This is a genomic window from Falsiruegeria sp. JB4-1 (assembly GCF_055693495.1).
Window position 1 is genome coordinate 1,716,657 of record NZ_JBVFTZ010000001.1, and the last position, 26,869, is coordinate 1,743,525.

Below are 26,869 nucleotides of genomic sequence, written 5' to 3' on the forward strand. Positions count from 1 at the left end.
TTTTAAAGAGTGTGTGATTGCGGATTGCGTTACAAGTCACGATACCGCCAGATTATGGCGGATATCGGTCAAGGCTTCGGTGAATTGCTGGCATTTCAAGGTTGGCTGGTGCTAACTCGGGGCAACGCATGTCCGTACAGGATAAACTTGGGAGTGAGAAATGGATCTGGGAATCACCGGAAAACGGGCCTTGGTTTCGGCCAGTAGTAAAGGGTTGGGACTGGGGTGTGCCGAGGCTTTGGCAGAAGCGGGCGTTGATTTGATCATGACCGCCCGCGGGGTGGACGCGCTTGAGGCTTCGGCAAACGCCATTCGATCGGCGCACAATGTCAACGTGCAGACCGTGGCGGCGGATGTAACCACGCAAGAGGGGCAAGCGCGCGTGATCGAAGCCGCGCAGGGTGTCGATATCCTGGTGACAAATGCGGGCGGCCCGCCTCCTGGCATGTGGTCGGATTGGGAGCGTGACGATTTCATTAAGGCGCTGGATGCCAACATGCTGACGCCGATCGCCTTTATGAAGGCGCTGTTGCCGGGGATGATGGACAAAGGCTGGGGCCGGGTGGTCAACATCACCTCGCAATCCGTGCGCGCGCCTATCGCCGTTTTGGGGTTGTCGAATGCAGCGCGTACAGGGTTGACGGGCTATGTCGCGGGCACCTCGCGGCAGGTGGCGCCGCATGGGGTGACGATCAACAACCTGCTGCCGGGCATTCACGCCACTGACCGGGCCGTATCACTGGACACCGGGGTGGCAGGTCAGGAGGGGATTTCTCTGGACGAGGCCAAGGCCGCGCGCGAGGCGACGATCCCGGCGCGCCGCTATGGCACACGTCAGGAGTTTGGAGCGGCCTGTGCGTTCCTGTGTTCGCAACATGCAGGATTCATCGTCGGCCAGAACATCCTGTTGGATGGTGGCGCCACAAATATGACGATGTGATCCATGACTTCCGGTTTTTCGATGAAAGATCAGCTGTTTAATGCCGAAAAGGTCCGCTATTTGGCGGATCTTTTTGCGTCTGACAGTTTTGATGCAGAGGCGTTTCAGGGCCGCGTCATGTCGCGGTTGCTGGAGCTGGAGTTGAAAGAGCGGATGACCTGGATCGCGGCTTGTCTGGCCGAGGCGGTGCCGGGTCAGCTGCCGGATGTGGCACCGGTGATTTTGCGCGCGCTGCCGCCGCCGCTGGATCCGAATTTGAACGATGATGACTTTGGCGATTTCATCTTTGCCCCGTTGGGTGAGTGGGTGGCCGAGGTGGGGATTGACCACCCCGATCTTGCGCTGGATGTGTTGGCGGAACTGACGCAGCGGTTTTCGATGGAATGGGCGATCCGCCCTTTTCTGAACCGCTGGCCAGATGCAGTTCTGGAGCGGATGGAGCGCTGGGCGGAGCACGACAGCTATCACGTGCGGCGGTTGGTGAGCGAGGGGACGCGGCCCCGCTTGCCCTGGGGCATGGCCGTAGGATTGTCACTGGATGATCCGTTGCCGCTGCTGGACCGGTTGCATGGGGACCAGACCCGGTATGTCACGCGGTCGGTGGCGAACCATCTGAACGACATTGCCAAGAAAGACCCAGATCTGGTGTTGGCGCGGTTAGGGCAGTGGCAGGCGCTGGGCGTGCAGGATGCTCCAGAGCTTGGGTGGATGACGTCTCATGCCCTGCGCGGGTTGGTCAAAGCGGGGCATCCGGGCGCTATGGCGATGCTGGGGTTTGACCCGGAGGCGGACATCCGAGTGACTGTGGGAATCGACGGTGAGGCGCGCATTGGTGGCGCGCTGGAGTTTGAGGTTACGATTGCCCACGCCGATGAGGTCCCTGTGCTGGTGGACTATATCATTCATTTTCAACGCCCTGGCGGCAAAACATCAGCCAAGGTTCACAAGTTGAAACAGGCCACGGTCAAAGATGGCAATCTGACACTTCGCAAGCGTCACAAGCTCAAAGGCGATGCCACCACGTTCAAGCTGGTGCCGGGGGCGCATCTGTTGCAGGTGCAGGTGAATGGGCGGGTTCGGACCGAAGTTGGGTTCGATTTGCTGGGGTAGAAGTATTGGGTGCGCGCCCCTTCACGGTTGTGTTAAGTGAGCCTCTGACGGATTGCCGGGTGGCTTGCGGGCGGCTAGCTGCGTCGGGACAATCAAGGAAAGGGCGGTCAGATGAAGCATGAATCTGTGCAGAACTATTATGGCGAGGTACTGCAAGGGAGCGAGGATCTGCAGACCAATGCGTGCTGCACACCCGATGAGATGCCCGATCATCTGAAGAAGATCTTGTCGTTGGTACATGACGAGGTTTTGACACGGTATTATGGTTGCGGGTTGATCGCTCCACTGGATCTGACCGGTATGCGCATTCTGGATCTGGGATGCGGCGCGGGGCGCGATGTCTATGCATTGTCGGCTATGGTAGGCGAAACAGGTCGCGTTGTGGGCGTGGACATGACGCCCGCGCAGCTGGACGTCGCTCGCGCCCATCAGGACTATCACGCCGAGGCCTTTGGGCATTCCGCAAGCAATGTAGAGTTTTATCACGGGTTCATCGAGAAGCTGGATGAGTTGGACCTTGAGCCGGGTTCGTTCGACATCATCGTGTCGAACTGTGTGGTCAACCTGGCCACCGACAAGGGTGCGGTGTTGCGCGGGGTGCATCGCCTGTTGAAACCGGGTGGGGAGATGTATTTCTCGGACGTTTACGCAGATCGCCGGGTGCCGCAGGCGATGGCCGAGGATGACGTTCTGTATGGCGAGTGCCTTTCGGGGGCGTTGTATTGGAATGATTTTCTGTCGATTGCCAAGGCATCGGGGTTTGACGATCCGCGCCGGGTGACCCAACGCCCGCTGACCATTGAGAACCCCCAGTTGGAGGCTCGGGTGGCTCCGCTGTCGTTCCTGTCGGCCACGTATCGTCTGTTCAAGCTGCCGGAACTGGAGCTAGCCTGCGAGGACTATGGGCAGGCCGTGATCTACAAGGGCACGGTCGAACATGCGCCCCATGAGTTTGTGTTGGACGATCACCATGTGATTGAAGCAGGTAAGGTTTTCCCGGTCTGCGGCAACACATGGATGATGTTGAAGGATACGCGGTTTGCACGCCATTTCGAGTTTATCGGCTCATTTGACACGCATTTTGGCATCTTTGAGGGCTGCGGGGGCGAAAGCCCGTTCAACCAAGAGCCGGGAACGGCGGTCAGCTGCTGCTGATCCCTTGCGCCGGATGGGGTGGGTTGCTATCCCGTTCAAAGCCCGATGAAAGTGGTCGGGAAAGGCGATGAGGCGTGCTTTGAGCTTTGATACACAGGCCCCTGCGGTTCCCCGGTTGGAAATTCGCAATATGATACGCCGCTTTGACGGGCGCGCGGTTGTTGATGATGTTTCGATGACCATTCAGGCAGGACAGGTGACTTGTCTTCTGGGGCCGTCCGGCTGCGGGAAGTCGACGACGTTGCGAATGATCGCGGGCGTCGAAATGCAGGATGCTGGCGAGATTTATGTCGATGGCAAACTGATCTGTGATACGCGATTCCGTGTGCCGCCCGAACGACGCGAGATCGGGCTGATGTTCCAGGACTTTGCCTTGTTTCCGCATCTGAGCGTGGCTGACAATGTTGCCTTTGGTCTGAAAGGGCCAAAAACCGAGAAACGCGCAAGGGTCGAGGAGCTGCTGAGCAAGGTCGATCTGATCAGGTATATCGACGACTTCCCGCACCAGTTGTCAGGGGGCGAACAGCAGCGGGTCGCGCTGGCACGAGCCCTGGCGCCGCGGCCCCGGATCATGCTGATGGATGAACCGTTTTCCGGCCTCGACAACAGGTTGCGCGATGGTATCCGGGATGAGACATTGGCGCTGTTGAAAGAAGAAGACACTGCCGTTTTGCTGGTAACCCATGAGCCGGAAGAAGCGATGCGGATGGCTGATGAGATCGCACTGATGCGCGATGGTAAGATCGTTCAGCGCGGTGCTCCCTACAATGTTTATACCCGTCCCATGGACAAGGCTGCAGTTGCATTTTTTAGCGATATCAATGTCTTGAACTCCAAAGTTGAAGGCGCTTTGGCGCAAACGCCTTTCGGCCAGTTCCTGGCGCCCGGGGTGCCGGATGGCACAGAGGTTGAGATCGTCTTTCGCCCGCAGCATGTGAAGTTGGATTTTGATCGGGGCGGCAAAGGGCCGTTGCCGACACCGGCTGCAGGGGTGGCTGCTCGGGGCGTTGTGGAACGGGCGCGGTTTCTGGGCAATGAATCTCTGGTCGAGTTTCGGATGGATTTCGATGGATCTGTCCTGCGCGCTACGGTGCCCAATGTCTTTGTTCCCGAGGCGGGTCGGGTGATGTGGCTGACAGTGCGGCGGGATCGCTGTTTCGTGTTCCCGGCCTGAACGGGCGCAACGCATGAATTGCCTGATTGTGTCCTGAACGACTCGGTTGTCTGAATTTCCAACCGGCTGCGCGAGTGTGCTTGCCGCCTGCGGGGGGCGCGTCTATCAAGGGCGAAATCGGCAAAAACCAGATGGGGCGGCGGTTTCATGCGCATTCTTTTGACAAACGACGATGGCATCAACGCGCCTGGACTGGCCGCGTTAGAGGAGATCGCGGCAGAACTGGCCGGACCTGACGGAGAGGTTTGGGTCGTGGCTCCTGCGTTTGAGCAATCGGGCGTCGGACATTGCATCAGCTACACCCACCCGATGCTGGTCGCCAAGATGGGCGAGCGGCGCTATGCGACCGAAGGCAGCCCAGCAGATTGCGTACTGGCAGGGTTGCATCACGTGATGAAGGACGCGCGCCCCGACCTGGTGTTGTCTGGGGTGAACCGGGGCAACAACTCGGCTGAAAATGCACTTTATTCCGGCACATTGGGTGGCGCGATGGAGGCCGCTCTTCAAGGTCTGCCCGCGATTGCCATGTCGCAATACTTCGGTCCGCAGAACTATGGCATTGACGAGCCGTTTGAACTGGCGCGTGCCCACGGGGTAGATGTCATCCGAAAGATACTGGCCAAGACACCTGATCAGGATCAGGACTATCGATTGTTCTACAACGTCAATCTGCCGCCTGTGCGCGTGGGCAACGTCAAGGGCATTCGTGTCGTGCCGCAGGGGTTCCGGCGTGGGTCGTGTTTCAGTGTCGAGCCGCATAACTCCCCCTCTGGAAAGCAATTTTTGTGGATCAAGGGCGGCAACCAGCAAGTGATGACCGCTCCTGGAACAGATGCAGCGGTGAACCTGGAGGGCTATATCTCGGTGACGCCAATGCGGGCGGATCTGACGGCCCATGACGCGATGGAGGCCTTTGCGGACATCGAATGAGTGGGCCTGACGCACAAACCAAAATGCAGTTTCTCTTTGCTCTGCGCTCCAAAGGGGTGACAGACAAGAAAGTGCTGAACGCGATGGAAGGGATCGATCGTGGGCCGTTTGTACGCGGCATCTTTACCGATCGCGCATACGAAGATATGCCGCTGCCGATTGCCTGCGGGCAGACGATCAGCCAGCCCTCGGTTGTGGGGATCATGACGCAGGCTTTGCAGGTCAACCCGCGCGACAAGGTGCTCGAGGTGGGGACCGGATCGGGCTATCAGGCGGCGATCCTGAGCAAGCTGGCGCGCCGGGTCTATACGGTGGAACGCCACGCTCGGCTGGTGCGTGAAGCACAAGAGATTTTCCAGGCGCTGCAGCTGGTAAATATCACCACGATGACGGCTGACGGGTCGTTCGGTTTACCGGATCAGGCACCCTTTGACCGCATCATTGTTACCGCGGCGGCCGAAGACCCGCCGGGACCGCTCTTGGCGCAGCTCAAAATCGGCGGTATCATGGTCGTGCCGGTAGGCCAGTCCGATGCGGTGCAGACCCTTATCCGGGTACGGCGTACGGAAAGCGGCTTTGACTATGACGAGATCCGGCCCGTTCGGTTTGTTCCTTTGCTTGAGGGATTGGGCAAGGACGGCTAGAGACGAGTTGTAAAGAATGTATCGCCAAACCTCCGGACAACAGGGGGCGCGTATTGAGGATAGCGAGATGAGATTTTCCACTCGGAACACGCCCGCCCGACTGGCATTTGTCGGTGTGGCAGCTGCTTTGGTTGCAGGGTGCGAAGGCCCGCTGGATTACGACCTGCGGGGGCAACTTGGTGGGTTCAGCACCACGGAAGCCGCGCAATCGGTCAAAACCGCGCCGCGCCCCAAGCCCGATGATCGCGGTGTTATTTCCTATCCCAACTATCAAGTGGCGGTGGCACGGTCCGGCGACAGCGTGACGGATCTGTCGAACCGGCTTGGCCTGCCTGCCGGTGAAGTGGCCAGGTACAATGGGCTGGACCCGAATACCAAGTTGCGCAAGGGCGAAGTGGTGGCACTGCCACGCCGGGTGCCCGAAAGCGCCGCCTCAGGCAACGTGGATATCGAGTCGCTGGCGAGCAGTGCGATCGACCAGGCGCCGGATACGACGCCGGTTGAAAGCACGACACTTGCTCCGGCCCAAACATCCAAACCCGCAGCGAAACCTCCAGTTGGGCCAGAACCCGTGCGCCACAAAGTAGCCCGGGGTGAAACCGCCTATACCGTGTCGCGGCTGTACCAGGTTCCTGTGAAATCCCTGGCTGAATGGAACGGGTTGGGGTCAGATTTCGCCGTGCGTGAGGGGCAGTATCTAATCATTCCCGTAAAGGATCAGGCCGCGCCAAGCAGTGGAACAGCCGCCGCGGCGGCGACGACCTCTGCTGCAGCGGTGACAAAACCCGGTGCAGGTAGCCCGACCCCAACCCCGCCAAGCGCCACAGCGCCGCTGCCGGACGAAAAGGTTTCGGCCAAAGCGCCTGAACCGGAACCAGTCAAGGTGGAGCAGCCGACGCAGGCCAGCACTGCTGCGATGTCGATGCCGGTAAACGGCAAGATCGTTCGTCCATACAAGAAGGGAAAGAACGACGGGATCGACATTTCCGCCGCTGCGGGTTCGGCAGTTGTTGCAGCCGACAAGGGCACAGTAGCGGCGATCACTGCGGATGCGGACCAGGTGCCGATCATCGTGGTGCGCCATAAGGACAACCTGCTGACCGTCTATGCCAATGTCGAGAACATCGAGGTCAACAAGGGCGACCGGGTGAAACGTGGGCAGAAGTTGGCTCAGCTGCGCTCGGGTGACAATGCTTATGTGCATTTCGAAGTGCGCAAGGGCTTCGACAGCGTCGACCCGACCCCCTATTTGCAGTAGCGGGTACTGAAGGGCAGCGAGGCCCGGCCCAACGGGAGGAGGGCATCTTTGATGCCTGATCGACGGGCGGGAGCGCCCCCGGATTTGGCGAGGTGATAGGCTAGGGTGTGTAGTCCTCGAGCCGTTTGCCGGGTTCATCGACAAAGAGTTCGGGTAAGGGCGTAATCTCTTCGATCAGATCGACGCGGAAGACGCGGAAATCGCCGCGTGTCTCGCACCAGGCCGTCAGCGTCCACACCCGGCCCCAGTATTCCATGTGCAACGGTCTGATGGTTCGGTCTGTCAGCGTGCCGTCGATACGGCGGTATTTGAGCGCCAGTTTCTGGCGGGACTTTATGGCTGATCGGAGCGGCGCCATGTGGGTAAAGCCACGCGCCGCATCGGCAAAGGGGTAGACTGCGAATTTCCAGGTGTCTGCTTCGGCCACCGTTTGCGTTGGCAGCACCGCGTCGATTTTGTCGACCAGCGATTGCGCCGCCGCTTTCAACCCCGGATCTGCAGCTTCAGCGACGATGGCCATCCCTAGGTTCAACGCCTCCAGCTCCTCGGTTGTCAGGGTCAGCGGGGGCAGGGTGATCGCCTCGCGCACCATGTAACCCACGCCGCGTTCACCCTCGACCGGCACACCGCTGGCGACCAGAGTGTCCATGTCGCGATAGATCGTGCGCACCGACACCTCTAGCCGGGTGGCGATGTCCTGCGCGCGGTGCAGTTTGCCGTCGCGCAGGATCTGGATGATGTCAAAAAGGCGGTCGGTGCGGCGCATGGGCGTATCCTTGCCGCGCCCGACCACCTACCGTCAAGCAGCCATCATCTGCCAGTGCACCTCTTCGTGGCGCATTTGCTCACTGCCAGACGCAATCGCGGCCATCAAAGCGGGGGCAAACTCTTGTTGAGGGAAAGAAGCGGCCACCTTCTGTGCGGTCTCCATGTCTTGCCAGATCACATAATCCGTCCAGCGGCCGTCCGCGCCTTTGCTCAATTGGCGGTGCAGAAAGCCGGGTGTGGCGCGCACAAATGCCTCTGAGGCCTGACTGAGGGCGACGAATTCGGCATCGCTGATACCGGGGGCGAGCGAGAAGGTGACGATTTCGGCGACTTGGGTCATTTGGGTACTCCTTGTGTTTGACCTTTGATGGGGTGGACCTATCGCAGGGCAACTGACATAAACCTGTCAGTTGGGTTTCGGCGGCGGCGGAAAACTTCACTTTTGCCGGAGCAGGGCACGAATTCTGGACCCATGTGCCTTTCCCCGCATCAAGCCGCCGCGCTAGACCTGTGCCCGAGATATTCCCCGCGCCACTGCGCGCGGACCCAAGTTGAGGAGACATCACATGTTGAACAATATCGGCCTTCCCGGCATCCTGCTGATCGCGGTTGTGGTTCTGGTCCTGTTTGGACGCGGCAAAATCAGCTCGCTGATGGGCGAAGTGGGCAAAGGCATCACCTCGTTCAAGAAAGGCATCAACGAAGGCACCGCCGAACTGGAGCAGGAAGCCGCGGAAGAGGCCAAGGACGTGACCCCCGAAGCCGAAGCCGTGTCCGAAAAAGACAAGGTATAAACTCGCATGTTCGATCTGGGCTGGACCGAGCTGCTGGTGATCGGCATCGTGGCGCTGATCGTTGTTGGCCCCAAGGATTTGCCGGTGCTCTTTCGCAATGTCGGCCGGTGGGTCGGCAAGGCCCGCGGCATGGCGCGCGAGTTTTCCAGTGCGATGAATGACGCGGCCGATCAGGCAGGCGTCAATGACATTGCCAAGGGGTTGAAAACTGCGTCGAACCCGATGGGGGCGGCCATGGACGGCGTCAAGGACGCTGCGCGCGAGATGACCAGCGCCATTGATCCCACCAAGTTCGACCCTGAAAGCGAGACCGGCAAGCTGGCGGCTGAACGGGCGGAGGCTGCGAAGAAAATCCAGTGCCTCGACCGCGCGGGCAGCGGCTGAACGCAAGGCGCGCGAGGCTGAAGAGGCGATGGCCAAGGCCGAGGCTGCCGAGGCGGCGTTGAACACAGACACTGAGACCAAAACATGAGCCATACCGACGAGATCGACGACAGCTCTGCCCCGCTGATCGAACACCTGGCCGAGCTGCGCACGCGGCTGATCCACTGTGTGATCGCGTTCCTGGTGGGCATGATCGCGTGTTTCACGGTCGCGACGCCGATCTTTAACTTTCTAACTGCGCCGCTCTGTGAGGTGCTGAATGAACGCGGGCAGGACTGCGGGCTGATCTTTATCTCGCCGCAAGAGGGCTTTTTCGTCGCCATCAAGGTCTCGCTTCTGGGTGGGTTCATGCTGGCCTTCCCCTACATCGGGATGCAGATGTGGCGCTTTGTGGCGCCGGGCCTATACAAAAGCGAGAAGGGCGCGTTCCTGCCGTTCCTGGTTGCGTCGCCCTTCATGTTCATTCTGGGCGCGTCTTTTGCCTTCTACGTTGTCACGCCGCTGGCCTATGATTTCTTTTTGGGTTTCCAGCAGTTTGGTGCCGAGGGAGAGGCCGTGACCGACACTGCCACGGCTGCACCGCTGAGCGTGGTGTTCCAGGGCTCGGCGCAGGAATACCTCAACCTGACCATCAAGTTCATCGTGGCCTTTGGCATGTGTTTCCAGCTGCCTGTATTGCTGACGCTGATGGGCAAGGCCGGGTTGGTGAGTGCCGAAGGTCTGGGCAACGTGCGCAAATATGCGGTGGTGGCCATTCTGGTGCTGGCCGCGTTGGTGACGCCGCCGGATGTGATCACTCAGGTCATCCTGTTTGTTGTGGTCTATGGCCTCTATGAGGTGTCGATCTTCCTGGTGGCTCGCGTCGAGAAGAAGCGCGAGGAACAGCTGCGCGCTGATGGCTACTATGACGACGAGATGGACGCCGAAATGGATGATGATCTGGCCGAGCACGGTGATGATCTGAAATAAGGTATGATCAGTATGGGGCGCGGGGTCCAAACTTCTCGCCCGGCGCATTTGATCGCCTGATCCGGCGCCTTTAACCGCTGACAAAAAGAACAACACCCTTGCTGAATGCGGCGAGGGTGTTTCTGTTTTAAGCTTCGGGTTTGTCGGTAAACTGACCATTCACGTGGAATAGTCTAAGCGGTGCGTGAGACCCTGTGCAGATACTCGAGCAAAATGCGGCGAACGGAAGATTCGAGCCCAATTTGACGGATGCTGCAATTTGCCCGAAGGTCTGGTTTGCATCAACGGACCACTCTTGTGTCGAAGTTCAGACGGGTCGGGCCAAGGGTCTGCTACAAAGCTCCATTCTTACCAGTGTTGTCGGGTTTCTGCTGGCCTCGGGATGACGAGCCGCCACACGGTTCGCAGATTCAAGAACACGTCTCAATATTGTCCGATTTCAACAAGGACATTGCTGTAAGGCGTCCAGAGTGGCTACGATACGTTCACAAAGAAAGGGGCCAATTTGGAGCGGCGTCTGTCAGCCATCATGATGACCGACATGGTCGGGTACTCTCGCCTTATGGAACAGGATGAGGCGAGCACGCTTTACCGCCAGAAATCCCATCGTGAAGACCTCTTCGATCCAGCGCTGGCCAAACATCACGGTCGCATTGTCAAAACGACCGGGGATGGGTTGCTGGCAGAGTTTCCCAGCGTGGTCGAGGCTGTTGCCTGTAGCGTTGACGTTCAGCGAGAAATGGCCAAGCGAGAGGCCGACCAGCCCAAAGACAGTCGCATCGAATACCGCATCGGAATCCACTTGGGCGATATTTTCCATGAGGACGGAGATATTCACGGCGACGGCGTGAACATAGCGGCTCGCCTAGAAGCCCTCGCAGAGCCCGGTGGTATTTGCCTATCAGGTGACGCTTACAACCAACTGCGCAATGTTGATGACATAGGTTTTGAAGACCTGAGCGAGGTGCAGGTAAAGAATATCGCGCGCCCAATCCGCGCTTGGCGAGTGCTGCTTGACCCAGAGCTGGCAGGGAAACGAACCAGCGCGCCAAAAGCCCGTCCCAACACCTTAAGATTTGCTGCTATTGCGGCCTCTATCATTTTGGCGCTCGCACTAGGCGGGGTCTGGTGGTCCCAGCGCACCGATTTCACACCCGCAGATCCAGATAAAATGGTGTTCGAATTGCCAAAGGACCCGTCCATCGCGGTGATGCCATTCGAAAACCTGGCTGATAGCACGGAAACGGATTACCTTGGTCGTGGTTTGACCGAAACCCTCATCAATACTCTGGCCAGCTCTCCCATTTTGTTGGTTGTGACGGCCGAGTCTATTCCCGGGAAAAGGGGTGTCTCTGCCGCGCAAGAAACTGCGGAAGCCAACAGTGTTCGCTACGTACTCAGTGGCACCTATCAAGTTCAGGGTGGAAGTCTTCGGGTTTCAACGCAACTCGTTGACGCGCTACAGGGCCGCTTGCTGTGGGGAGAAACGCTGGATCGTGCTTTGTCGCCTGAGGCGTTGTTTGAGATCCAGGATGAGATTGCAGAACAAGTCGCCTTTAACGTTGATGCAGAACTTGGATCTGGATCCACACTGCGATCAAGATATTCCGACGCGACGACCTTGGAAAGCATTCGCCTGGGCATTGAAGTCGTGGACGCGTTTCAACGCTGGGACCAAGCAGGAAACGCCAGGGCCAAGAACATTGCGAATGAAATGTTGGCACTGGATTCTGAATGACTCTAGCGCCATGACTATGGCGGCTTGGGCCCATTGGCAAGAAGTGGCAATGGGTTGGGCAGAGCCTGATTTTTCGATTGCACGGGGCTATGCTGAACAGGCAATTGAGGCTGATCCCGAAAATGCAGGCCCTCATGCCGTGTTGGCTTGGGTTTCACTTTCTCGACAAGATTTCTCAGCCACTCAGGATCAGGTGGATCTACATATTGCCAAAGCCAATGGCGACGTGGAGGTCAGTGTCGGGCTGGCCTTGTTACGGCTGGATCGACCTCAAGAGGCGGAGGTGGTTTTTCGCAACGTCCTGCGCCGTCAGCCACGCTTCCACGACTGGACGCCGCGCGCACTTGGCGATGCCTTAATGAGACAAGGGCGGTACGAAGAAGCGCGTTTCTTTTATGACGCGGTGCTCGCGTCAGACACCCAGGACGTACGCCTAAAGCCGCAAACATTGGTCAGGCTCATCGTACTTTCAACCCTTGTGGATCGCCCCGATGACGTGCGCCTCTATGCAGAGCAACTGATGACAGTGGCCCCAGGGTACTCGATACAGGCTGACACGCTTGGGGAATTCAAAAGTGAAGTCAACCGGGCCTGGGTTGATACTTTTTTAAAGGCGCTTCGTGCGGCCGGTATCCCTGAATGACTGCGGAGCGAGTTTACACAGAGATCTGATAGATCTCCGAAAGCGGTCATCAAAGTGGCGGCAACGAAGGGCAGCTCCGTCCCGCGAAGAAGTGTTTCGCTTTTGTTGCAGCCAATGACAGCTCCCTGTCTTTTTTTGAAGGCCGCTGGGACCAAACTCAAAGTCGTTTTCGGGTTCATGCTCGGCACTGATGAGTTGCTGAACTGGTCTGCATGCGCAATGAATGGGCGAAACATACTTTGAGAGGTCAGTTTGGTGCTGGCCCGTGCATTTGGGGATCCCATGACAGCGACCGACCACACGAGCTTTGACACCGAACTGCAAGACCGTCTGATGCGCTATGCGGCCATCGACAGCCAGAGTGATGCCACGACAGGCATCACCCCCAGCACGGAATGCCAGTGGGACATGCTGCGCCTGCTGGAGCAGGAGTTGACCGAGATTGGCGCGGCGGATGTGGAACTGACCGAGTACGGCGTGGTGCTCGCCACCGTGCCAGGCACGGTAGAGGGACCAACGATCGGGTTTTTGGCCCATGTGGACACGGCGCCGCAATTCAACGCCACCGGCGTCAAGCCGCGTGTGATCGAGGGGTACAACGGCGGCGACATCACTTATCCCGATGATGCAGAGCTTGTGCTATCGCCTAAGGATCACCCCTATCTTGGCACCAAGGTGGGGCATGACATCATCACGGCGTCTGGGACGACTTTGCTGGGTGGCGATGATAAGGCTGGGGTTGCGATCATCATGACAATGGCGCGGGAGTTGCTGAATGCCCAAGGCGTGCAGCACCCGACGTTGCGGATCGCGTTTACGCCCGACGAAGAGATTGGCTGTGGGTTCGACAACCGGTTGGCCGAGGATCTGAAGGTTGATTTCGCTTATACGCTGGATGGCGGCGTTGTGGGTGAGATCGTCTATGAGAGCTTTTCAGCAGACGGGGCCGTTGTGACGGTCACCGGCGTGTCGATCCATCCCGGCTACGCAAAGGACAAGATGGTGAATGCCGCGCATCTTGCGTCCAAGATCATCCAGACCCTGCCGCAGGCCACGATGCAGCCGGAAACCACGGACGGGGACGAGGGGTTCATCCATGTTACCGACATGAACGGCGGCTCGTCCGAGATGGAGCTGAAGTTCATTTTGCGCGATTTCGAACTGGACGGGCTGGCGGCCAAGGGCGATCTGTTGCGGCAGGTTTGCGCGGCAGTGCAGGCGTCCGAGCCGCGCGCCAAGATCAGTTGTGAGATCACGCCGCAGTATCGCAACATGCGCTATTGGCTGGAAAATGACATGACCCCGGTCGAACTGGCCCGCGCGGCATGCACCGACAACGGGGTCGAGGTTCTATCAGTGCCGATCCGGGGCGGCACGGACGGCTCGCGCCTGACCGAGATGGGCATTCCAACGCCCAACATCTTTACCGGTATGCAGTGCATCCACGGGCCAAAGGAATGGATTTCGGTTCAGGATATGGCGCTGGCCACAAAGGTGTGCCTGAGCCTGGTGCAGCGCGCCGTCTAGGCAGGCGGGGGATTGTACCCCCGTCCAAACCTGCTTTGACCTGCTGCCAGACAATACCCGGAGGATCACATGACCGAGATGACCCTGACCCGCATTGCCGAAGCATTGGAGCGTATGGCGCCTAGCCCCGCTTGCGGCACCGGATTTCAACGCGGCCAGCGCCTTTGTCTGGCATGTGGAGCCGGACCGTCTAACGCCGGTGCCTCAGGTCAACCGCGTGGCGCTGGAGTTGCTGGTGGGGATCAACCGGTCGCGGGATACATTGCTCGACAATACCCGTCGGTTTGCGGCCGGATTTGGGGCCAACAACGCACTTCTCTGGGGTGCGCGCGGGATGGGAAAATCAAGCCTTGTCAAAGCAGTACATGGTGCGGTTCATGCAGATTTTCCCGATTTGAAACTTGTGGAGTTACAGCGCGAGGACCTGCCTTCGGTAGGACGTCTGCTGAACCATCTTCGCGGGTCCGAGCACCGGTTCATCCTGTTCTGTGACGACCTGTCCTTCAGCCACGATGACCAGCATTACAAAAGCCTCAAGGCGGTGCTGGATGGTGGTATTGAGGGTCGGCCCGAGAACGTACTGTTTTACGCAACATCGAACCGGCGCCACTTGATGCCGCGCGACATGATCGAGAACGAGCGCCAAAGCGCGATCAACCCGTCCGAGGCCGTAGAGGAGAAGGTCTCGCTGTCGGACCGCTTTGGTCTGTGGTTGGGCTTTCATCCCTGCGACCAGGACGAGTACCTGGCGATGATCGACGGGTATTGTGCCGCCCATGGTCTGACCATCGACCCCGCCACATTGCGGGCCGAAGCGATTGAATGGCAGGCCACACGAGGCGCGCGCTCGGGGCGGGTGGCGTGGCAGTTCTTTTGCGATCTGGCGGGGCGAAACGGGATCGCCTTGGGGTGAGGTATCGAAACCGCCGGTGATGACGTTTTCGGAATAGACAGGCTGTGACCTCTGACGCGACATGATCGCAGCCAGTCACGGAGGACAAGCAATGCGGGACGAACGGGCATTCGAGAACTGCCGCAAACCGGCGAATGAAGCGTCAAGCCTGTCGCCACAATGCTACGTAAGCGCTGAGGTGCAGGGCGCTGAAGTAAAAGATTTTTCCGTCAGGGTTGGGTCGGCGTTGGGCGCTCGGATATGGTGGCTAACCCGGGTGACTACATCACCCTAGATTTCGCAGGTCAGACCGTCTTGCTGCTGCGCGACAACGATGGTCATCTGCGCGCCTATGCCAACTCTTGTCGTCACCGTGGGGCGCGGCTGGCGGATGGGTCAGGCACCTGCAAAGGTATCCGTTGCCCATTTCATTCCTGGTTCTATGCGCTGGATGGGCGGTTGGTGTCAGCGCCACAGATGGAGGCGGCGAAGGGGTTTGACCGCGCCGATAACGGGTTGATTGCCTATCGCGCTGAGGAACGGGCGGGGTTTGTCTTTGTTTGTCTGGATCAGGCGTCGGGGCCGCTGGATGCACATCTGGGGGAGTTTCTGGAATTCCATGCTCCCTGGCCGCTGGCTGAATTGCAAACTGTGCGGCGGCGCGAGCTGGAGATCGACTGCAACTGGAAAATGTTCCTTGAGGTTTTCAACGAATATTACCACCTGCCGTTTGTGCACCCCGATTCTATCGACAGCATCTATGCCACGCCCGATCCGGCGGATCAGGTGACAGGAGCTTTTGCCACACAGTTCGGGCGAACTGAGGGCACCGGGGGGCTGCTGGAAAGCGCGCAGGACAGTGCGCTGCCAGATATGCCGGGGCTGACCGGGCAGGCGAAGCAGGGCGCGCGCTATACGTGGGTGTTCCCGAACATGACCTTTGCCGCCAACAAGGATGCGCTGTGGTGTTACGAGGCTTATCCGCTGGCCCCTAACCGCTGCAAGGTCGTGCAGACCGCCTGTTTCCATCCCGAGACCTGCGGGCTGCCCGGGTTCGACACTCGTGTGGCTGCCTATCTGGAGCGGTTGGATGCGGCTTTGGTCGAAGATGTGCCTGCGTTGGTCAACCAACAGCGCGGGACGGCGTGCCCCGACGCGGTGCCGGGGCGGTTTCAGCCGGATCTGGAGCCGAATGTGGCCAGTTTCGCACGCTGGTACAGCGACGCGATCTGAGGCTTACAGGCTGGCGACGATCTTTGCGGCCTCGTCCGAGACCGAAGCCAGCGCCTCGCGGTCCTCGCCCGGGTGGAAGCGTGCGCGCAGGGCGGTCGGCATAGGAGCAGGTTCTACGATGGTGACACGTGGGCCGGTCTTGACCGTCTCGGCCGCCCAACTGCGGGCCAGTGCCATCTGAGCGCCTTTGGTGGCGCCATAGGTGCCATAGAACTTCTCGCCCGCCTTGGGGTCGTCAAAGAACACAGCGTGCCCTTCGTGGCCCAGAAGGGGCGCGACATATGGGATCAGGACGGACGTCGCGGTGGTGTTGATCGCCAGAGATTTGTTCCAATCCTTGGGATCGACAAAGTTTGCAGGCGTCAGAGGGGCGGCGTGAATGGCGGTGTGCAGCCACAGGTCCAGCTTGCCCCAGCGGTCATGAATACCCCGGCAAAGTGTTGCCATGGCATTGGGGTCGGTGATGTCCATTGGGGCAAGGGTGGCGCTGCCGCCCGCCGCCTGAATGCGGTCATCCAGCTCTTCGAGCGCGCCGGTTGTGCGGGCCACGGCGATAATGTGATGGGTCGGCGCAAGCGCCTCGGCCAGGGCAGCGCCTAGGCCGCGCGAGGCGCCGGTGATCAGGGCAAGTTTGGGTGCATCGGTCATGGGCGCGGTTTGGACTCGCTGATGCGAGGCGTCAAGGGCAGATCAGCTGCCCGCGATGTTCAGCCGCTCTGTCTTGCCGTTTTTCTCGAGGATCAGCCCGTCTTTGTCGATGCCGACGACCTTGGCGGAATTGATCCGCGCGCCGGGCTTGATCTGTTTCACACGGCCTGAAGAAGTGCGCACAAGTGCACGCATGTTACCCTGGGCACCAAAAACGCCGAGGACTGACGTGCTGTTTCGATTGAGCGCACCCGATTGCGTGGCCGCCTTGTTGACGGTGGAATTGGACATGAGCGTTTCCCCAAAAAAGCTCGGAACTAAGTTACCGAAGCGGGGACCTATCAGTCCCGTAGGGGAGGTTAAAGAGGGTGGGCTGCCCCATGCGCGGGGTTTTGCTGCAACTGCACGGTGAGTTATGTGGCTATCTGAAACTCGTTAGTGACGGTCGGCTCATGGCCAACATTTCGCGCATTGCAAGAAGTTTGAGTGGGCAATCATTTAGACATGCCGGAGGGAGCAATCGTCAAACCAGGGAGAAAAACCGGAGAGATTTATTTAGTCCAAGTGGACTAAATAAATTGACACAGGCAAAACACCCTCCTAAATGGCCTCCAAGCCCAAAGCATTGGAGAGACGCAAAATGAAAATCAGTTGGGACTTGCCTGCATTCCGACCAGGAATTTGGGGCAGCATAGACAAGTTCATCGGTCCGGGTGCCACCAAAGCCGAAAAGAACATCCAGCTTTACCCGCCCTTTATTCTGGCGGCGGGTGTCGTTGCCTTTGGTCTTTTTCACCAGGTCGATTGGTCAGTTTGGCAGTATGTCATCATCGCCCTTCTGGCGGTGGACATGCTTGGGGGCGTCATCACCAATGCGACGTCAGCGGCCAAAAGGTGGTTCTTCCGCGAGGGGGAGGGGTTCAAGGAACATATGACGTTTGTGGCGTTGCATCTGCTCCAAACGGTTGCCTTCAGTTGGGCGTTTCTGGGTTTCAACCTGATGTGGATCGCCGGAGTTTATGGCGTTCTTTTGGGGGGCAGTGCCGTCATTCTAAAAACACCGCTGTACCTGCAGCGTCCGGTTGCGGCGTTGATCTATGTGGTGACGCTGTTCCTGTCGCTCTACGTTTTTGAAACGGCGCCATATCTGGAGTGGTTTCTGCCGGTTCTTTTCTTCAAGATACTGGTCAGCCACGTTTTGCGAGAAGAGCCCTATCAACCCGAATAGGCGGGGCAGCAATCACCGGCCGGACATATAGTCGAGCATCAGAATGCCAAACAAACGGGCCAGGGTTTCTTCGGCTCGTTCTTCGCCCACAATGCGCGCCGCAACAGTGCGATAAGCCTGCATGGCAATTTGCATCGCTTCATCACCCGCAATTTCAGTTCGATCTTTCCCCCTGAGATAGTCAAAAACCAGAGCCATCTCGGTCGCGAAATCCTTGCGCAGCGCATCTTCTAAACGGCGAAGGTTTTCTTTTTCCGACAGCTCCTGATCGACGATGTCGGTATCGAAGGTGGCCATAACCTCATTCGTGCAGGCCAGAAACAGGTCGTCTTTGGTCGGGAAGTAGTGGTAGAGCGCGCTTTTAGAAACGCCGAGATACTCGGCCACCTTGCGCATGCTTGTTCCAGAATAGCCGTGATCCGAAAAGTATTTTGCGGCGCGCTGTGCCAAATCTTTGCTGTGTGCTTCGTGATCGACGATTTTGGGCATGTTGTTCGTCCAATGACCTTAGATATTGGTCCTGTTTGATCGATCGAAAGCTCATACAACCGGCGACATCACATGTGCCGCTTTCGGCAACGCCGAAAGCGACGTCAATTTTTTGGGTTACCCCGACGCCAGTTTGGCCGCATTCCACGATGCGCCTGCGACCGGCATGTCTTCGATCTTTTTGCTGACGCGGCTGCTGCTTTCCAGGCTTTCTAGATAGCTGTCGTCCAGACCAGTGATGTAGTTGCCGTCAAAGCAGGAGCAGTCGAATTGTTTGATCTCGGGGTTGCCCTCTTGTGCGGCCCAGATCAGGTCGTCGAGGTTTTGGTAGAACAGCGCGTCCGCGCCAAGTTCTTCGCGGATTTCCTCGATGCTCAGGCCATTGGCGATGAGCTCATGCTTGGTGGGCATGTCGATGCCATAGACGTTGGGGAAAATCACCGGCGGCGAGGCAGAGGCGATGTAGACCTTCTTGGCGCCCGCTTCCCGGCACATCTCGACGATTTTTTTGATGGTGTTGCCGCGCACGATGGAGTCGTCGATCAGCAGCACGTTGTGGCCGTCGAATTCCAGCGGGATGGCGTTGAGCTTGCGGCGGACCGATTTCTGGCGCTCGGCCTGACCGGGCATGATGAAGGTGCGGCCCACATAGCGGTTTTTCACCAGACCCTCGCGATAGGGGATGCCGGTGGCTTTGGCGACCTCAAGCGCGACCGGGCGGGCGCTGTCGGGGACGGGGATGATGCGGTCGATGTCCAGACCGCTGTCTTCGATCTGCTTCGCAAGGGTCTGCCCCATGCGCATCTGCGTCTTGTAGACCGAAATCCCGTCGAGCAGCGAATCCGGGCGGGCGAGGTAGACATATTCGAAGATGCAGGGGGTCAGGTTGCCCTCGACCGCCTGAAACTCATGCAGGTTTCCATCTAGGTCGACCAGCATTGCCTCGCCAGGTTTCAGGTCGCGCAGCTTGGTAAAGCTGTTGATGCCGAACGCGACATCCTCGGACGCAAAGGCGTAATCGTCACCGGTCCCTTCTGCGTCGCGTTTGGCGACAGACAGAGGGCGGATGCCGTGGGGGTCGCGGAACGCGAGCATGCCGACGCCCGCGATCAGGCAGATGACGGAATAGGCACCCTGGATGCGCTCCATCGTCATTTTCACGCCCGCAAACAGGTTGCGGATCGGGTCGGCGTTGCCGTTGACCTTGATCGCATCAGCCACTTTGTCGGCCAGCACGTTCAGCAGGATTTCGGAATCGGATGTGGTGCGCAGGTGGCGGCTGTATTTCGCCGTAACCTTCTGGCGTTGTTCCTCGGTGTTGGTGATGTTGCCGTTGTGAACCAGATAGATGCCGTAGGGCGCGTTCACAAAGAACGGCTGCGCCTCGGCCGCCGACAGCGAACCGGCGGTGGGGTAGCGGACATGACCCATGCCGATCTTGCCGCGCAGGGTATCGGCGTCTTCGGCCTTGAACACATCTTTGACCAGACCGTTGGCCTTGCGCTCGCGAAAGTTCTCGCCAGTGTAAGTCACAATACCCGAGGCGTCCTGTCCGCGGTGCTGCAGCATCAGCAAGCCGTCATATATCTCGGCAAAAACTTCGTCTGTCCGGCTTGCGATCCCCAAAATCCCGCACATGTAAGGGCTCCAAAATCTGCGGCTTTGGCCGCGTGAGGTGTTGCTGCAGTTGGCGATGTGGTGGTGCCGTGGCGGCAGTATAGATCAAGATCGGCCAAATTGGAGCGTCGATTGCAGCATCAACTCGACAGCACCGGAGAGATTGGACAGACCTTTGCGGGGTTAGCTGTCCGGGGACATGATCAGTGCGTCGTTTTTCAGTCTTGGCACGGCCCTGAGGAAGGGGCCGGTCCGGTCGGCGGGGGGCATCTGCGGGCTAGGCAAGGCAGGCAGCTCCGATTCCGTTGCGAGTGGTTGGCTTCCACATAATGCCTCGGAGCCGCTCTGTCACGAAAGGATCACATTTCTTTTTGCCGCAGGGGGTGTGAAATACTCCGCTGCAGATCAAGCTGCGATGTCAGGGGCGTGGCAGCCGTTGCTGGAGAGAAGGAGAAGCGCGCGCGTTTCGCCATAATTGAGCTTGCGATAGTGGCTGGATGATTGGTCCTCCGCGCCAACGTGTACACGGGCCCCGGTGTGCGCCCAGATCACCTCTTCCTCGTTGAAATGCAGGGCAAAAACGCCAGTTTGAGTTACTGTTTGTTGATGAATTCCCTGATGACCGGCCAGTGCGGAAACCGGGGCGAGCACGGTGGGAATGCCAAACAGGCGACGGCAAGCGGGGTCATTCAGTGCCAGGTACTGATCCTGGGTCAGGAAGAGATCCGAACAGGTACCCAAAGCGCCACCGGGAATGCGCCAAACCGATGTCACGTCTTCACGGCTGTTGATTCGTGTTATCGCGCGAAACCTGCCATCCAAGGTGGCGACCAAATCGCCTGGTTTCAAATCCTGAACTTGCGTCCAACCCGAGGGCGTTTCGACAAGTGTCCCCGAGACAAATCCGGGCTGAACCTTTGGGGCAGGGGTGTAGGTGGCAAATGCGGTTTTGTGGTTGAGTTGCATGGCGGGGTTCCTCCGAAAGTTGGTCAATTCTGGACTGACCCCAAACAAGCCCGGCAAGTTTGCCAAATTTTCGACACGATTAAGGCCGAATTCGAGAACTGTTTCCGCTGTTGATACAAAGCCGGAGGGGATCTTGGGATTCCTTCGAGTTCGAGAACGTGGAGTAAGGAATCATTAACCAAGACAACGGGTTAACATGCCCATGATACCAGAAGTCTTGTGCGATTCGGGGGCGAAACCGGGGTCGATACGGGGCAGGAACTTGAAAAAAGTATGGCGAGATGTCGGGGCAATTTTCGCGACATACACAGAAGTGGTGGAAATCTTAGCGCCACGGGGTAAGGCAGCCTGTCTACTCTGGCATGCCTGCGGTTCTCAAATCATCAAGCCAGCGGTCCAGACCACCTGGCGCGGTCCACACATCGGCGTAGCGGTCGATTTCAAACTGCAATGTTCGGTTCGGAATGGCCTCGAGAAGTTGGGACATTGAATTGCGTGCTGCTTCGATCTCGCCCGCGCACACCTGGATCACGATACGTTTGGGCAATGCTCGCGAAGGCAGGTTCGAGACTTGCTGTATTGTTTGCAACGCCTTGTCGCATTGTTCATCAGCCCAAAGTGCAAACGCCATTTCGGTATTGTAGGACCAGTCATAGAGAGGGTTGATGTCGATAGCCTGCTGAATGTCGGCAATGGCCCCATCGATGTCCCCCAACAAAATCTTGGTAGAACCACTGGCCCGAAAGACGTTTGAGTAGCTTGGATTGAGTTGTTTTACCTTTTCGTAGAATTGAAGTGCTGCTTGCAGGTTGCCGCGTGATTCCTGCAATCGGCCCAACAAATAGTGGTTCATATAGTTGTCGCCATCCAGTGAGATAGCCTTGTTCGCAAAGGCTTCGGCTTTGTCCAGTTCTGCTTCACGCTCGTCATTGGTGCTCGAGCGTAGTGAGATTCACTCCAATGAACGAAACCCATGGACATGTAACCGATGGAAGCCTCGGGATCTGCCTCGATTGCTGCTTCATAAAATTCGACGGCCCGAGCGTTTGCCTCCTGCCCGGGTTTGCGGAAATGGCTGAACCCTTCGGCTGCCAGGTGCATGGCCGTTACCGTGCGACGCGTGCCTTTGGGCGGCGTATAGTGTGAAACGCGCCCACCTACGGTTGAGGCGACCGATCGGATAATTTGGCCCTGAAATTCGAAGAGTTGCGCAACCTCGCCTTCAAACCTTTCAGACCAGATGTGCTCTCCATTGGTTGCGTCGACCAATTGAACCGAGATCGTCAGGTTTTCGCCGATCTTTTGTTGACTGCCAGTCAAGAGCAGGTCAGCTCCCAGTGCTTTGCGAATGCTTTCCACACTGGCGTCTTGGTCCTTGAACTTGAAACTGGAAGTCCGGGCGATTGTGTTGAACGTGGTGTAGCGCGACAGGTTATTCAGGATGCCGTCGCTTATCGCGTCGCTCAGATAACCACGATCAGGACCGGGGCTTTGATCGTCAAAGGCCATGACGGCGAGGGTCGGCTCACCTGATTCGAGGTTGGAGTTCGTCGAGGGCGTGAAAAAGTAGGTGGCTACAGCAGCGATCAACAAAATTGCCGTCAGTATCAACGCCAGGGGACGATGGGAGCGCGCCTGTTTGGTAATTGCCTTTGCATCCTGTTCCGGCCAAACGCAGACGCCGATTTTCTTTTTGATGTTCTTCAGTTTGTGATCGCCTGCAAAGGAAAACTGTGCATCAACCTTGTCGACAACCAAATCGGCAATTGGTTTTGAAAGGCAAATTCCGCCAGCCGGAGCCAATTTTTCCAGCCGTGCAGCGACGTTCACACCGTCACCGAAAAGGTTATCGCCATCAACAAGAACATCGCCGATGTGAAGGCCGATCCGAAACGGCATATCGTCTGTGCGGAGTGTGGTCTGGATGCTAAGCGCACAACGCACGGCTTCAACCGGGCTGGCAAATTCAGCGACAACGCTGTCGCTAAGCACTGCCAAAAACGCGCCCTCCATGGGACGCGATTTCGGTGTCGATTTTTTGGCGTAGGTTTTTGAGAAGAGAGAAAGTTTCTTCTTCGTTTTTCTCCATCCTCGTGGAGAAACCAACTGCATCCGCAGCCAATATGGTCGCCAGTCGCCGCGTCACGTTCATGTCCATCGGTTACAGCCCACTTCAGGAAAGTGTGCTCAACTCAATGAGTCAAGTAGTGTGCGCATGTCCGGTTGCCGCCATCGGCCCCGGACACCAGCAGGATGTTGGGAGGGTTTTGCGGCGGAGTTGACCTATCTCGCGCCGCTTTAAACTCTTACTCCGAGCAAGCGCCAACCAGGTTTTCATATTGCTGTGTAACCCAGCCAAGGGCCTGCTCGGGGTTCTGTTCTTCGATCTTGCCGGTCATACGTTCAAACACCTGCGCCGAACGGCTCTCGTCGACGATGGTGAAGTTCTGACCGGTCATGACGGTGTCGTAGACAAAAAAGGCAATCGCAACGAGCAGGATGCCTCGTGCAACCCCAAAGAGGAAACCAAGCGCCTGATCCAACCCACCAAGAGCCGAGCGTTGCACCAGAGAAGAAAACAGCGGCGTGAAGAAGCTGACGATGATCAGCGCCAGAGCAAACACAGCTGCAAAGGATGCGATGATTGACAGTTCGCAGCTACCAGTCAGAAAATCACCCACGACGGGCAATTCCTTGATCAAGGGCATGGCTTTGGGCGCAAATATGAAAGCCAGCACAGCGGCAGCCACCCAGCCTGCGATTGCCATGGCCTCGCGTACCACGCCACGCGAATAGGCCAGCAGCGCCGACACAACAATTACAAGGGCCACAACCCCGTCAACAATGGTAAAACCTTCCATGGCCCTCGCCTGTTCTTCTCAATTGCCCGCCCGTGTGGGGGACCTTAGCCTGCTCCGAATGTTTCGCCAACAAAACCGGTCAGATCTGCTGGCCGCTTGAGCGTCAGCCCGCCGCCTGTGCCAGTTTTGCCACCAGCCGGAGCAATGGCTGAGGTGAAACCAAGTTTTTGCGCCTCTTTCAACCTGTTTTCCGTCTGAGGGGCCGGTCTAAGGGCGCCAGAGAGGGAAATCTCGCCAAAAACCACGGTATCGGCGGGCAGGGCGGCGTCTTCGCGCGCACTGAGCAGGGCGGCGGCGACAGCAAGGTCAGCAGCGGGTTCGGAAATTTTCATGCCGCCTGCGACGTTGAGATAGACATCTAGTCCGGCAAAGGGGATGCCGCAGCGCGCCTCGAGCACGGCGAGGATCATCGCCAGCCGCCCGCCATCCCAGCCCACGACGGTGCGGCGGGGTTGGGAATGGGGCGAGGGGGCGACAAGCGCCTGCAACTCGACCAGCACGGGGCGGGTGCCTTCGATGCCGGCAAAGACCACCGAGCCGGGGCTGGGTTCGCCGCGCTCGGACAGGAAAAGGGCAGAGGGGTTGAGGACCTCGGCCAATCCCGCCCCGGTCATTTCAAAGACGCCGATTTCGTCTGCCGGGCCAAAACGGTTTTTGACCGCGCGCAGAATGCGGAACTGGTGGCCGCGTTCGCCTTCGAAATAGAGCACCGTGTCGACCATATGTTCGACCACGCGGGGGCCTGCGATTTGGCCCTCTTTGGTGACATGGCCGACCATGACGATCGACACGCCGTGGCGTTTGGCAAATGTCGTCAACTCATGCGCGGCGGCGCGCACTTGGCTGACCGAACCCGGCGCGCTGTCGACATTGTCGGCCCACATGGTCTGAATCGAATCGATAATGGCAAGCTGGGGCTTCTCGGCCTCAAGCGTGGTCAGAATGTCGCGTAGGTTGGTTTCTGCGGCCAGCTGCACTGGCGCGTCGCTGAGACCCAGACGTTTGGCGCGCATGCGGACTTGGGCGGAGGCTTCTTCGCCCGAGACATAAAGGGTTTTGAGGCCGGAGCGGGCAAATTGCGCCGCCGCTTGCAACAGCAAGGTCGACTTGCCGATGCCGGGATCGCCTCCCACCAGAATGGCCGAGGCGGGCACCAGGCCGCCACCGAGGACGCGGTCAAGCTCTCCCATACCGCTGAGGGTACGGGGGGCGGTGTCTCTTCGGTTGAGAGGTCTGTGAGAATGATGGATTGGCCACGCTTAGCCCCAAGGGATTTTGAGGCGGGGCCGGTGGAGAGGCCCTTGTCCTGGGAAATGGTGTTCCAGTCGCCGCAGCCTTCGCAGCGACCGGACCATTTGGAGAATGAGGCCCCACAGGCGGAGCAGGAGAAGGATGTTTTTGCCATGGCGCCTTGATGCCCCATGGTTGGCAGCTCCTCAAGCCCTGACGGACTTTTGTCGCTGCCGGGGGCGCAGGGCGCGCCTCAGGCCCCGTTGGGGCCATCGGCGCGCCCTTGGGAACAGATGCGGCCGGTATGCTGTGGCGAAATGGCCGATTGTTCCGGGAATGTTTGGGACACAGATCAGTGTAGGGGCGAAATAGGGATGACAGGATGAGCAAAGCAGCAGGGTGCGAAGTCAGGTTGGTAGGTGCAGAGACCGAGTTGGATTTTCTGGACCGCCAGTCGGTTACGCTGGCGCGTCCGCTGAGCGCAGTTGAAGTGTGGCGGTTGATCATGGCACAGCCCATGCCGCTGATGCAGCGGGCCTTTCAAATCCGCGACGCGGTGGCGTCAAAGTTCGGGGTCAAGCGGATCGGTGGCTTTTCTGGCCGAGTGCCGGAGCGCGTCGAAGTTGGGCAGATGCTGGATTTCTTTTTGGTTGAAGAGGTGAGTGCACAGATTTTGGTTTTGACCGAGCGGGACCGGCATCTGGATGTGATGACATGTGTGTCCGTTGACGGGCATGAGGTCTCGGTCACCTCGTCCGTCAAGACACACAATTGGTTCGGGCGTCTCTACATGATCCCAGTTCGCCCTGCGCATAAATGGATTGTCGCCAGAAACCTGAAGGCTTTGCGGGCCTCGGTGGTTTGATCCTATTCCTTGGAACGCGTGGATTGCAGCGGCACTACCGAACCCTCGTCGGGATCGGTACCGTCGGGAGGGCTTTGCAGTTGCGCAGACAGTTCCGGCAGCAGTTCAAACAGCTCTTCGCGCAGGCGGGAGAGTTGTGACTTGGCGACGGATTCTTCGATTTCAACATCGCGGGTCCATTGCCGCAGCTCGTGCATGATGATCTTGGCTTCGTCCAGTCGGATTTCGAACTTCTGCATCTCTTCTTGCCGTTGGCGCAGGAAGGTGCGTGCGCGTTCGACCTTGGTATCCGAGTAGACGTCGGCCAATTCGTGGCTGACCTGGCTCATCTGGGCGGCAAGTTCCAGCACTTCGGGTTCCAGGTCGCCGAGTTCCGGGTGTTCCCGCAGGAAGGCAAGCCGGTCCTTGACGGCATCGAATTCGGACGCGATCTGAAACGTGTCCGCCCGGTCGGCCGCGTGGGCGGCATGATATGCGCGGGCTACATCATTCATATGGATGTGGAAGTCACGATGAGAACGTTCCAAAGCCAGAATGCGCCCGTTTGCAGGCAGGTAGAAAGCCAGCATGACCGCAAGTCCGGTCAATCCAACCTGCGCAATCATCCCTGCGTAGGGATGGGTTTGCCCGTCGATGCCAGCCTGAAGCGAAAGCCAGGGCCACACACCGGTGGCCGACAGAAGTGTCGCGAGAACTGACATAAAGGCGGCGAGACAGATAAGAAAAAATGCAAGCCGTACAAACAGAGCTTGAACACGAATAACGAGCTGACGAAGGGTAGACATGGGCAACCTTTCCGACCGAAA

Annotated in this window: 26 protein-coding genes and 3 pseudogenes; 17 read left to right on the forward strand and 12 right to left on the reverse strand. The window is 58.4% G+C overall.

The window, feature by feature from the left end:
• The first annotated feature begins 160 nt into the window (after window positions 1–160).
• From ACZ1HE_RS08840 to ACZ1HE_RS08870, 7 genes are all read left to right on the forward strand, one after another.
• Window positions 161–940, forward strand: a complete 780-nt coding sequence (locus tag ACZ1HE_RS08840) for an SDR family oxidoreductase (protein ID WP_472620426.1) — start codon at window positions 161–163, stop codon at window positions 938–940.
• 3 nt (window positions 941–943) lie between these two features.
• A complete protein-coding gene (locus tag ACZ1HE_RS08845) occupies window positions 944–2,050 on the forward strand; it encodes a hypothetical protein (RefSeq protein WP_472620427.1) in 1,107 nt (368 codons plus the stop codon).
• Between the two features lie 111 nt (window positions 2,051–2,161).
• Window positions 2,162–3,205 carry a methyltransferase domain-containing protein gene (locus ACZ1HE_RS08850; protein WP_472620428.1) on the forward strand — a complete coding sequence of 348 codons (1,044 nt, stop codon included), beginning with the start codon at window positions 2,162–2,164 and terminating at the stop codon, window positions 3,203–3,205.
• Window positions 3,206–3,272: 67 nt separating this feature from the next.
• Window positions 3,273–4,379, forward strand: a complete 1,107-nt coding sequence (locus ACZ1HE_RS08855) for an ABC transporter ATP-binding protein (protein ID WP_472620429.1) — start codon at window positions 3,273–3,275, stop codon at window positions 4,377–4,379.
• A gap of 147 nt (window positions 4,380–4,526) precedes the next feature.
• A complete protein-coding gene (surE, locus tag ACZ1HE_RS08860) occupies window positions 4,527–5,309 on the forward strand; it encodes a 5'/3'-nucleotidase SurE (RefSeq protein ID WP_472620430.1) in 783 nt (260 codons plus the stop codon).
• Window positions 5,306–5,953 carry a protein-L-isoaspartate(D-aspartate) O-methyltransferase gene (locus ACZ1HE_RS08865; RefSeq protein WP_472620431.1) on the forward strand — a complete coding sequence of 216 codons (648 nt, stop codon included), beginning with the start codon at window positions 5,306–5,308 and terminating at the stop codon, window positions 5,951–5,953. The genes surE and ACZ1HE_RS08865 overlap by 4 nt, the downstream gene beginning before the upstream one ends.
• A 67-nt stretch (window positions 5,954–6,020) precedes the next feature.
• Window positions 6,021–7,211: a peptidoglycan DD-metalloendopeptidase family protein gene (locus ACZ1HE_RS08870; RefSeq protein ID WP_472620432.1), complete on the forward strand. Its 1,191-nt coding sequence runs from the start codon at window positions 6,021–6,023 to the stop codon at window positions 7,209–7,211.
• 100 nt (window positions 7,212–7,311) lie between these two features.
• On the opposite strand, the gene ACZ1HE_RS08875 is transcribed toward ACZ1HE_RS08870, so the two are convergent.
• Window positions 7,312–7,977, reverse strand: a complete 666-nt coding sequence (locus tag ACZ1HE_RS08875) for a helix-turn-helix transcriptional regulator (protein WP_472620433.1) — start codon at window positions 7,975–7,977, stop codon at window positions 7,312–7,314.
• A 33-nt stretch (window positions 7,978–8,010) separates the two neighbouring features.
• Window positions 8,011–8,319, reverse strand: coding sequence for a hypothetical protein (locus tag ACZ1HE_RS08880; protein ID WP_472620434.1), 309 nt, complete (start codon window positions 8,317–8,319; stop codon window positions 8,011–8,013).
• Between the two features lie 226 nt (window positions 8,320–8,545).
• Here ACZ1HE_RS08880 and ACZ1HE_RS08885 point away from each other — a divergent pair, with 226 nt between their 5' ends.
• The 8 genes and pseudogenes from ACZ1HE_RS08885 (at window position 8,546) to ACZ1HE_RS08920 (ending at window position 16,159) form a co-directional block, all read left to right on the forward strand.
• Window positions 8,546–8,773, forward strand: a complete 228-nt coding sequence (locus ACZ1HE_RS08885; protein ID WP_472620435.1) for a twin-arginine translocase TatA/TatE family subunit — start codon at window positions 8,546–8,548, stop codon at window positions 8,771–8,773.
• 6 nt (window positions 8,774–8,779) lie between these two features.
• Window positions 8,780–9,245: pseudogene (gene tatB / locus ACZ1HE_RS08890) on the forward strand (Sec-independent protein translocase protein TatB).
• Entirely contained in the window at window positions 9,242–10,126 is an 885-nt protein-coding gene (gene tatC / locus ACZ1HE_RS08895) for a twin-arginine translocase subunit TatC (protein WP_472620436.1), read from the forward strand. Before tatB ends, tatC begins: the two are co-directional and overlap by 4 nt.
• A 505-nt stretch (window positions 10,127–10,631) precedes the next feature.
• Complete coding sequence (locus tag ACZ1HE_RS08900; protein ID WP_472620437.1) at window positions 10,632–11,864, forward strand: adenylate/guanylate cyclase domain-containing protein; 1,233 nt, start codon at window positions 10,632–10,634, stop codon at window positions 11,862–11,864.
• 10 nt (window positions 11,865–11,874) lie between these two features.
• Window positions 11,875–12,507 carry a tetratricopeptide repeat protein gene (locus tag ACZ1HE_RS08905; protein WP_472620438.1) on the forward strand — a complete coding sequence of 211 codons (633 nt, stop codon included), beginning with the start codon at window positions 11,875–11,877 and terminating at the stop codon, window positions 12,505–12,507.
• A gap of 282 nt (window positions 12,508–12,789) precedes the next feature.
• Window positions 12,790–14,034, forward strand: coding sequence for a peptidase T (pepT, locus tag ACZ1HE_RS08910; protein WP_472620439.1), 1,245 nt, complete (start codon window positions 12,790–12,792; stop codon window positions 14,032–14,034).
• A 69-nt stretch (window positions 14,035–14,103) separates the two neighbouring features.
• Window positions 14,104–14,947: pseudogene (locus ACZ1HE_RS08915) on the forward strand (ATP-binding protein).
• Window positions 14,948–15,187: 240 nt separating this feature from the next.
• The gene (locus ACZ1HE_RS08920; protein ID WP_472620440.1) at window positions 15,188–16,159 is read left to right on the forward strand and encodes an aromatic ring-hydroxylating oxygenase subunit alpha; all 972 of its coding nucleotides are present in this window, start codon (window positions 15,188–15,190) and stop codon (window positions 16,157–16,159) included.
• Between the two features lie 3 nt (window positions 16,160–16,162).
• On the opposite strand, the gene ACZ1HE_RS08925 is transcribed toward ACZ1HE_RS08920, so the two are convergent.
• Together ACZ1HE_RS08925 and ACZ1HE_RS08930 are read right to left on the reverse strand one after the other, a co-directional pair.
• The gene (locus tag ACZ1HE_RS08925; protein WP_472620441.1) at window positions 16,163–16,807 is read right to left on the reverse strand and encodes an SDR family NAD(P)-dependent oxidoreductase; all 645 of its coding nucleotides are present in this window, start codon (window positions 16,805–16,807) and stop codon (window positions 16,163–16,165) included.
• 42 nt (window positions 16,808–16,849) lie between these two features.
• Entirely contained in the window at window positions 16,850–17,098 is a 249-nt protein-coding gene (locus tag ACZ1HE_RS08930) for a hypothetical protein (RefSeq protein ID WP_472620442.1), read from the reverse strand.
• Window positions 17,099–17,447: 349 nt separating this feature from the next.
• Between ACZ1HE_RS08930 and ACZ1HE_RS08935 the strand changes: the two genes are divergently transcribed.
• A complete protein-coding gene (locus tag ACZ1HE_RS08935; protein WP_472620443.1) occupies window positions 17,448–18,035 on the forward strand; it encodes a hypothetical protein in 588 nt (195 codons plus the stop codon).
• Window positions 18,036–18,047: 12 nt separating this feature from the next.
• Here ACZ1HE_RS08935 and ACZ1HE_RS08940 read toward each other — a convergent pair whose 3' ends face one another.
• The 7 genes and pseudogenes from ACZ1HE_RS08940 to radA form a co-directional block, all read right to left on the reverse strand.
• Window positions 18,048–18,524 carry a TetR/AcrR family transcriptional regulator gene (locus ACZ1HE_RS08940; protein WP_472620444.1) on the reverse strand — a complete coding sequence of 159 codons (477 nt, stop codon included), beginning with the start codon at window positions 18,522–18,524 and terminating at the stop codon, window positions 18,048–18,050.
• 117 nt (window positions 18,525–18,641) lie between these two features.
• Window positions 18,642–20,162 (reverse strand): amidophosphoribosyltransferase, encoded by a 1,521-nt coding sequence (gene purF, locus ACZ1HE_RS08945; protein ID WP_472620445.1) that lies wholly within the window; start codon window positions 20,160–20,162, stop codon window positions 18,642–18,644.
• A 384-nt stretch (window positions 20,163–20,546) separates the two neighbouring features.
• Window positions 20,547–21,107, reverse strand: coding sequence for a Hint domain-containing protein (locus tag ACZ1HE_RS08950; RefSeq protein ID WP_472620446.1), 561 nt, complete (start codon window positions 21,105–21,107; stop codon window positions 20,547–20,549).
• A gap of 352 nt (window positions 21,108–21,459) precedes the next feature.
• On the reverse strand, window positions 21,460–21,960 hold the full coding sequence (locus ACZ1HE_RS08955; RefSeq protein ID WP_472620447.1) for a tetratricopeptide repeat protein: 501 nt from the start codon (window positions 21,958–21,960) through the stop codon (window positions 21,460–21,462).
• Window positions 21,957–23,105 carry an adenylate/guanylate cyclase domain-containing protein gene (locus tag ACZ1HE_RS08960; RefSeq protein ID WP_472620448.1) on the reverse strand — a complete coding sequence of 383 codons (1,149 nt, stop codon included), beginning with the start codon at window positions 23,103–23,105 and terminating at the stop codon, window positions 21,957–21,959. Before ACZ1HE_RS08960 ends, ACZ1HE_RS08955 begins: the two co-directional genes overlap by 4 nt.
• A 308-nt stretch (window positions 23,106–23,413) precedes the next feature.
• Entirely contained in the window at window positions 23,414–23,968 is a 555-nt protein-coding gene (locus ACZ1HE_RS08965) for a CvpA family protein (RefSeq protein WP_472620449.1), read from the reverse strand.
• Window positions 23,969–24,012: 44 nt separating this feature from the next.
• Window positions 24,013–25,373 (reverse strand): annotated as a pseudogene (gene radA / locus ACZ1HE_RS08970) (DNA repair protein RadA).
• A 207-nt stretch (window positions 25,374–25,580) separates the two neighbouring features.
• Between radA and ACZ1HE_RS08975 the strand changes: the two are divergent.
• A complete protein-coding gene (locus ACZ1HE_RS08975; protein WP_472620450.1) occupies window positions 25,581–26,063 on the forward strand; it encodes a DUF2867 domain-containing protein in 483 nt (160 codons plus the stop codon).
• A 2-nt stretch (window positions 26,064–26,065) separates the two neighbouring features.
• Here ACZ1HE_RS08975 and ACZ1HE_RS08980 read toward each other — a convergent pair whose 3' ends face one another.
• Window positions 26,066–26,764, reverse strand: coding sequence for a DNA repair protein (locus tag ACZ1HE_RS08980; RefSeq protein ID WP_472620451.1), 699 nt, complete (start codon window positions 26,762–26,764; stop codon window positions 26,066–26,068).
• Window positions 26,765–26,869 lie beyond the last annotated feature (105 nt).

Bases quoted from the DNA above. Each gene is read 5' to 3' on its own strand.
- ACZ1HE_RS08840 (WP_472620426.1), top strand. From the start codon at position 161: ATGGATCTGGGAATCACCGGAAAACGGGCCTTGGTTTCGGCCAGTAGT.
- ACZ1HE_RS08845 (WP_472620427.1), top strand. From the start codon at position 944: ATGACTTCCGGTTTTTCGATGAAAGATCAGCTGTTTAATGCCGAAAAG.
- ACZ1HE_RS08850 (WP_472620428.1), top strand. From the start codon at position 2,162: ATGAAGCATGAATCTGTGCAGAACTATTATGGCGAGGTACTGCAAGGG.
- ACZ1HE_RS08855 (WP_472620429.1), top strand. From the start codon at position 3,273: ATGAGGCGTGCTTTGAGCTTTGATACACAGGCCCCTGCGGTTCCCCGG.
- surE (WP_472620430.1), top strand. From the start codon at position 4,527: ATGCGCATTCTTTTGACAAACGACGATGGCATCAACGCGCCTGGACTG.
- ACZ1HE_RS08865 (WP_472620431.1), top strand. From the start codon at position 5,306: ATGAGTGGGCCTGACGCACAAACCAAAATGCAGTTTCTCTTTGCTCTG.
- ACZ1HE_RS08870 (WP_472620432.1), top strand. From the start codon at position 6,021: ATGAGATTTTCCACTCGGAACACGCCCGCCCGACTGGCATTTGTCGGT.
- ACZ1HE_RS08875 (WP_472620433.1), bottom strand. From the start codon at position 7,977: ATGCGCCGCACCGACCGCCTTTTTGACATCATCCAGATCCTGCGCGAC.
- ACZ1HE_RS08880 (WP_472620434.1), bottom strand. From the start codon at position 8,319: ATGACCCAAGTCGCCGAAATCGTCACCTTCTCGCTCGCCCCCGGTATC.
- ACZ1HE_RS08885 (WP_472620435.1), top strand. From the start codon at position 8,546: ATGTTGAACAATATCGGCCTTCCCGGCATCCTGCTGATCGCGGTTGTG.
- tatC (WP_472620436.1), top strand. From the start codon at position 9,242: ATGAGCCATACCGACGAGATCGACGACAGCTCTGCCCCGCTGATCGAA.
- ACZ1HE_RS08905 (WP_472620438.1), top strand. From the start codon at position 11,875: ATGACTATGGCGGCTTGGGCCCATTGGCAAGAAGTGGCAATGGGTTGG.
- pepT (WP_472620439.1), top strand. From the start codon at position 12,790: ATGACAGCGACCGACCACACGAGCTTTGACACCGAACTGCAAGACCGT.
- ACZ1HE_RS08920 (WP_472620440.1), top strand. From the start codon at position 15,188: ATGGTGGCTAACCCGGGTGACTACATCACCCTAGATTTCGCAGGTCAG.
- ACZ1HE_RS08925 (WP_472620441.1), bottom strand. From the start codon at position 16,807: ATGACCGATGCACCCAAACTTGCCCTGATCACCGGCGCCTCGCGCGGC.
- ACZ1HE_RS08930 (WP_472620442.1), bottom strand. From the start codon at position 17,098: ATGTCCAATTCCACCGTCAACAAGGCGGCCACGCAATCGGGTGCGCTC.
- ACZ1HE_RS08935 (WP_472620443.1), top strand. From the start codon at position 17,448: ATGAAAATCAGTTGGGACTTGCCTGCATTCCGACCAGGAATTTGGGGC.
- ACZ1HE_RS08940 (WP_472620444.1), bottom strand. From the start codon at position 18,524: ATGCCCAAAATCGTCGATCACGAAGCACACAGCAAAGATTTGGCACAG.
- purF (WP_472620445.1), bottom strand. From the start codon at position 20,162: ATGTGCGGGATTTTGGGGATCGCAAGCCGGACAGACGAAGTTTTTGCC.
- ACZ1HE_RS08950 (WP_472620446.1), bottom strand. From the start codon at position 21,107: ATGCAACTCAACCACAAAACCGCATTTGCCACCTACACCCCTGCCCCA.
- ACZ1HE_RS08955 (WP_472620447.1), bottom strand. From the start codon at position 21,960: ATGAACCACTATTTGTTGGGCCGATTGCAGGAATCACGCGGCAACCTG.
- ACZ1HE_RS08965 (WP_472620449.1), bottom strand. From the start codon at position 23,968: ATGGAAGGTTTTACCATTGTTGACGGGGTTGTGGCCCTTGTAATTGTT.
- ACZ1HE_RS08975 (WP_472620450.1), top strand. From the start codon at position 25,581: ATGAGCAAAGCAGCAGGGTGCGAAGTCAGGTTGGTAGGTGCAGAGACC.
- ACZ1HE_RS08980 (WP_472620451.1), bottom strand. From the start codon at position 26,764: ATGTCAGTTCTCGCGACACTTCTGTCGGCCACCGGTGTGTGGCCCTGG.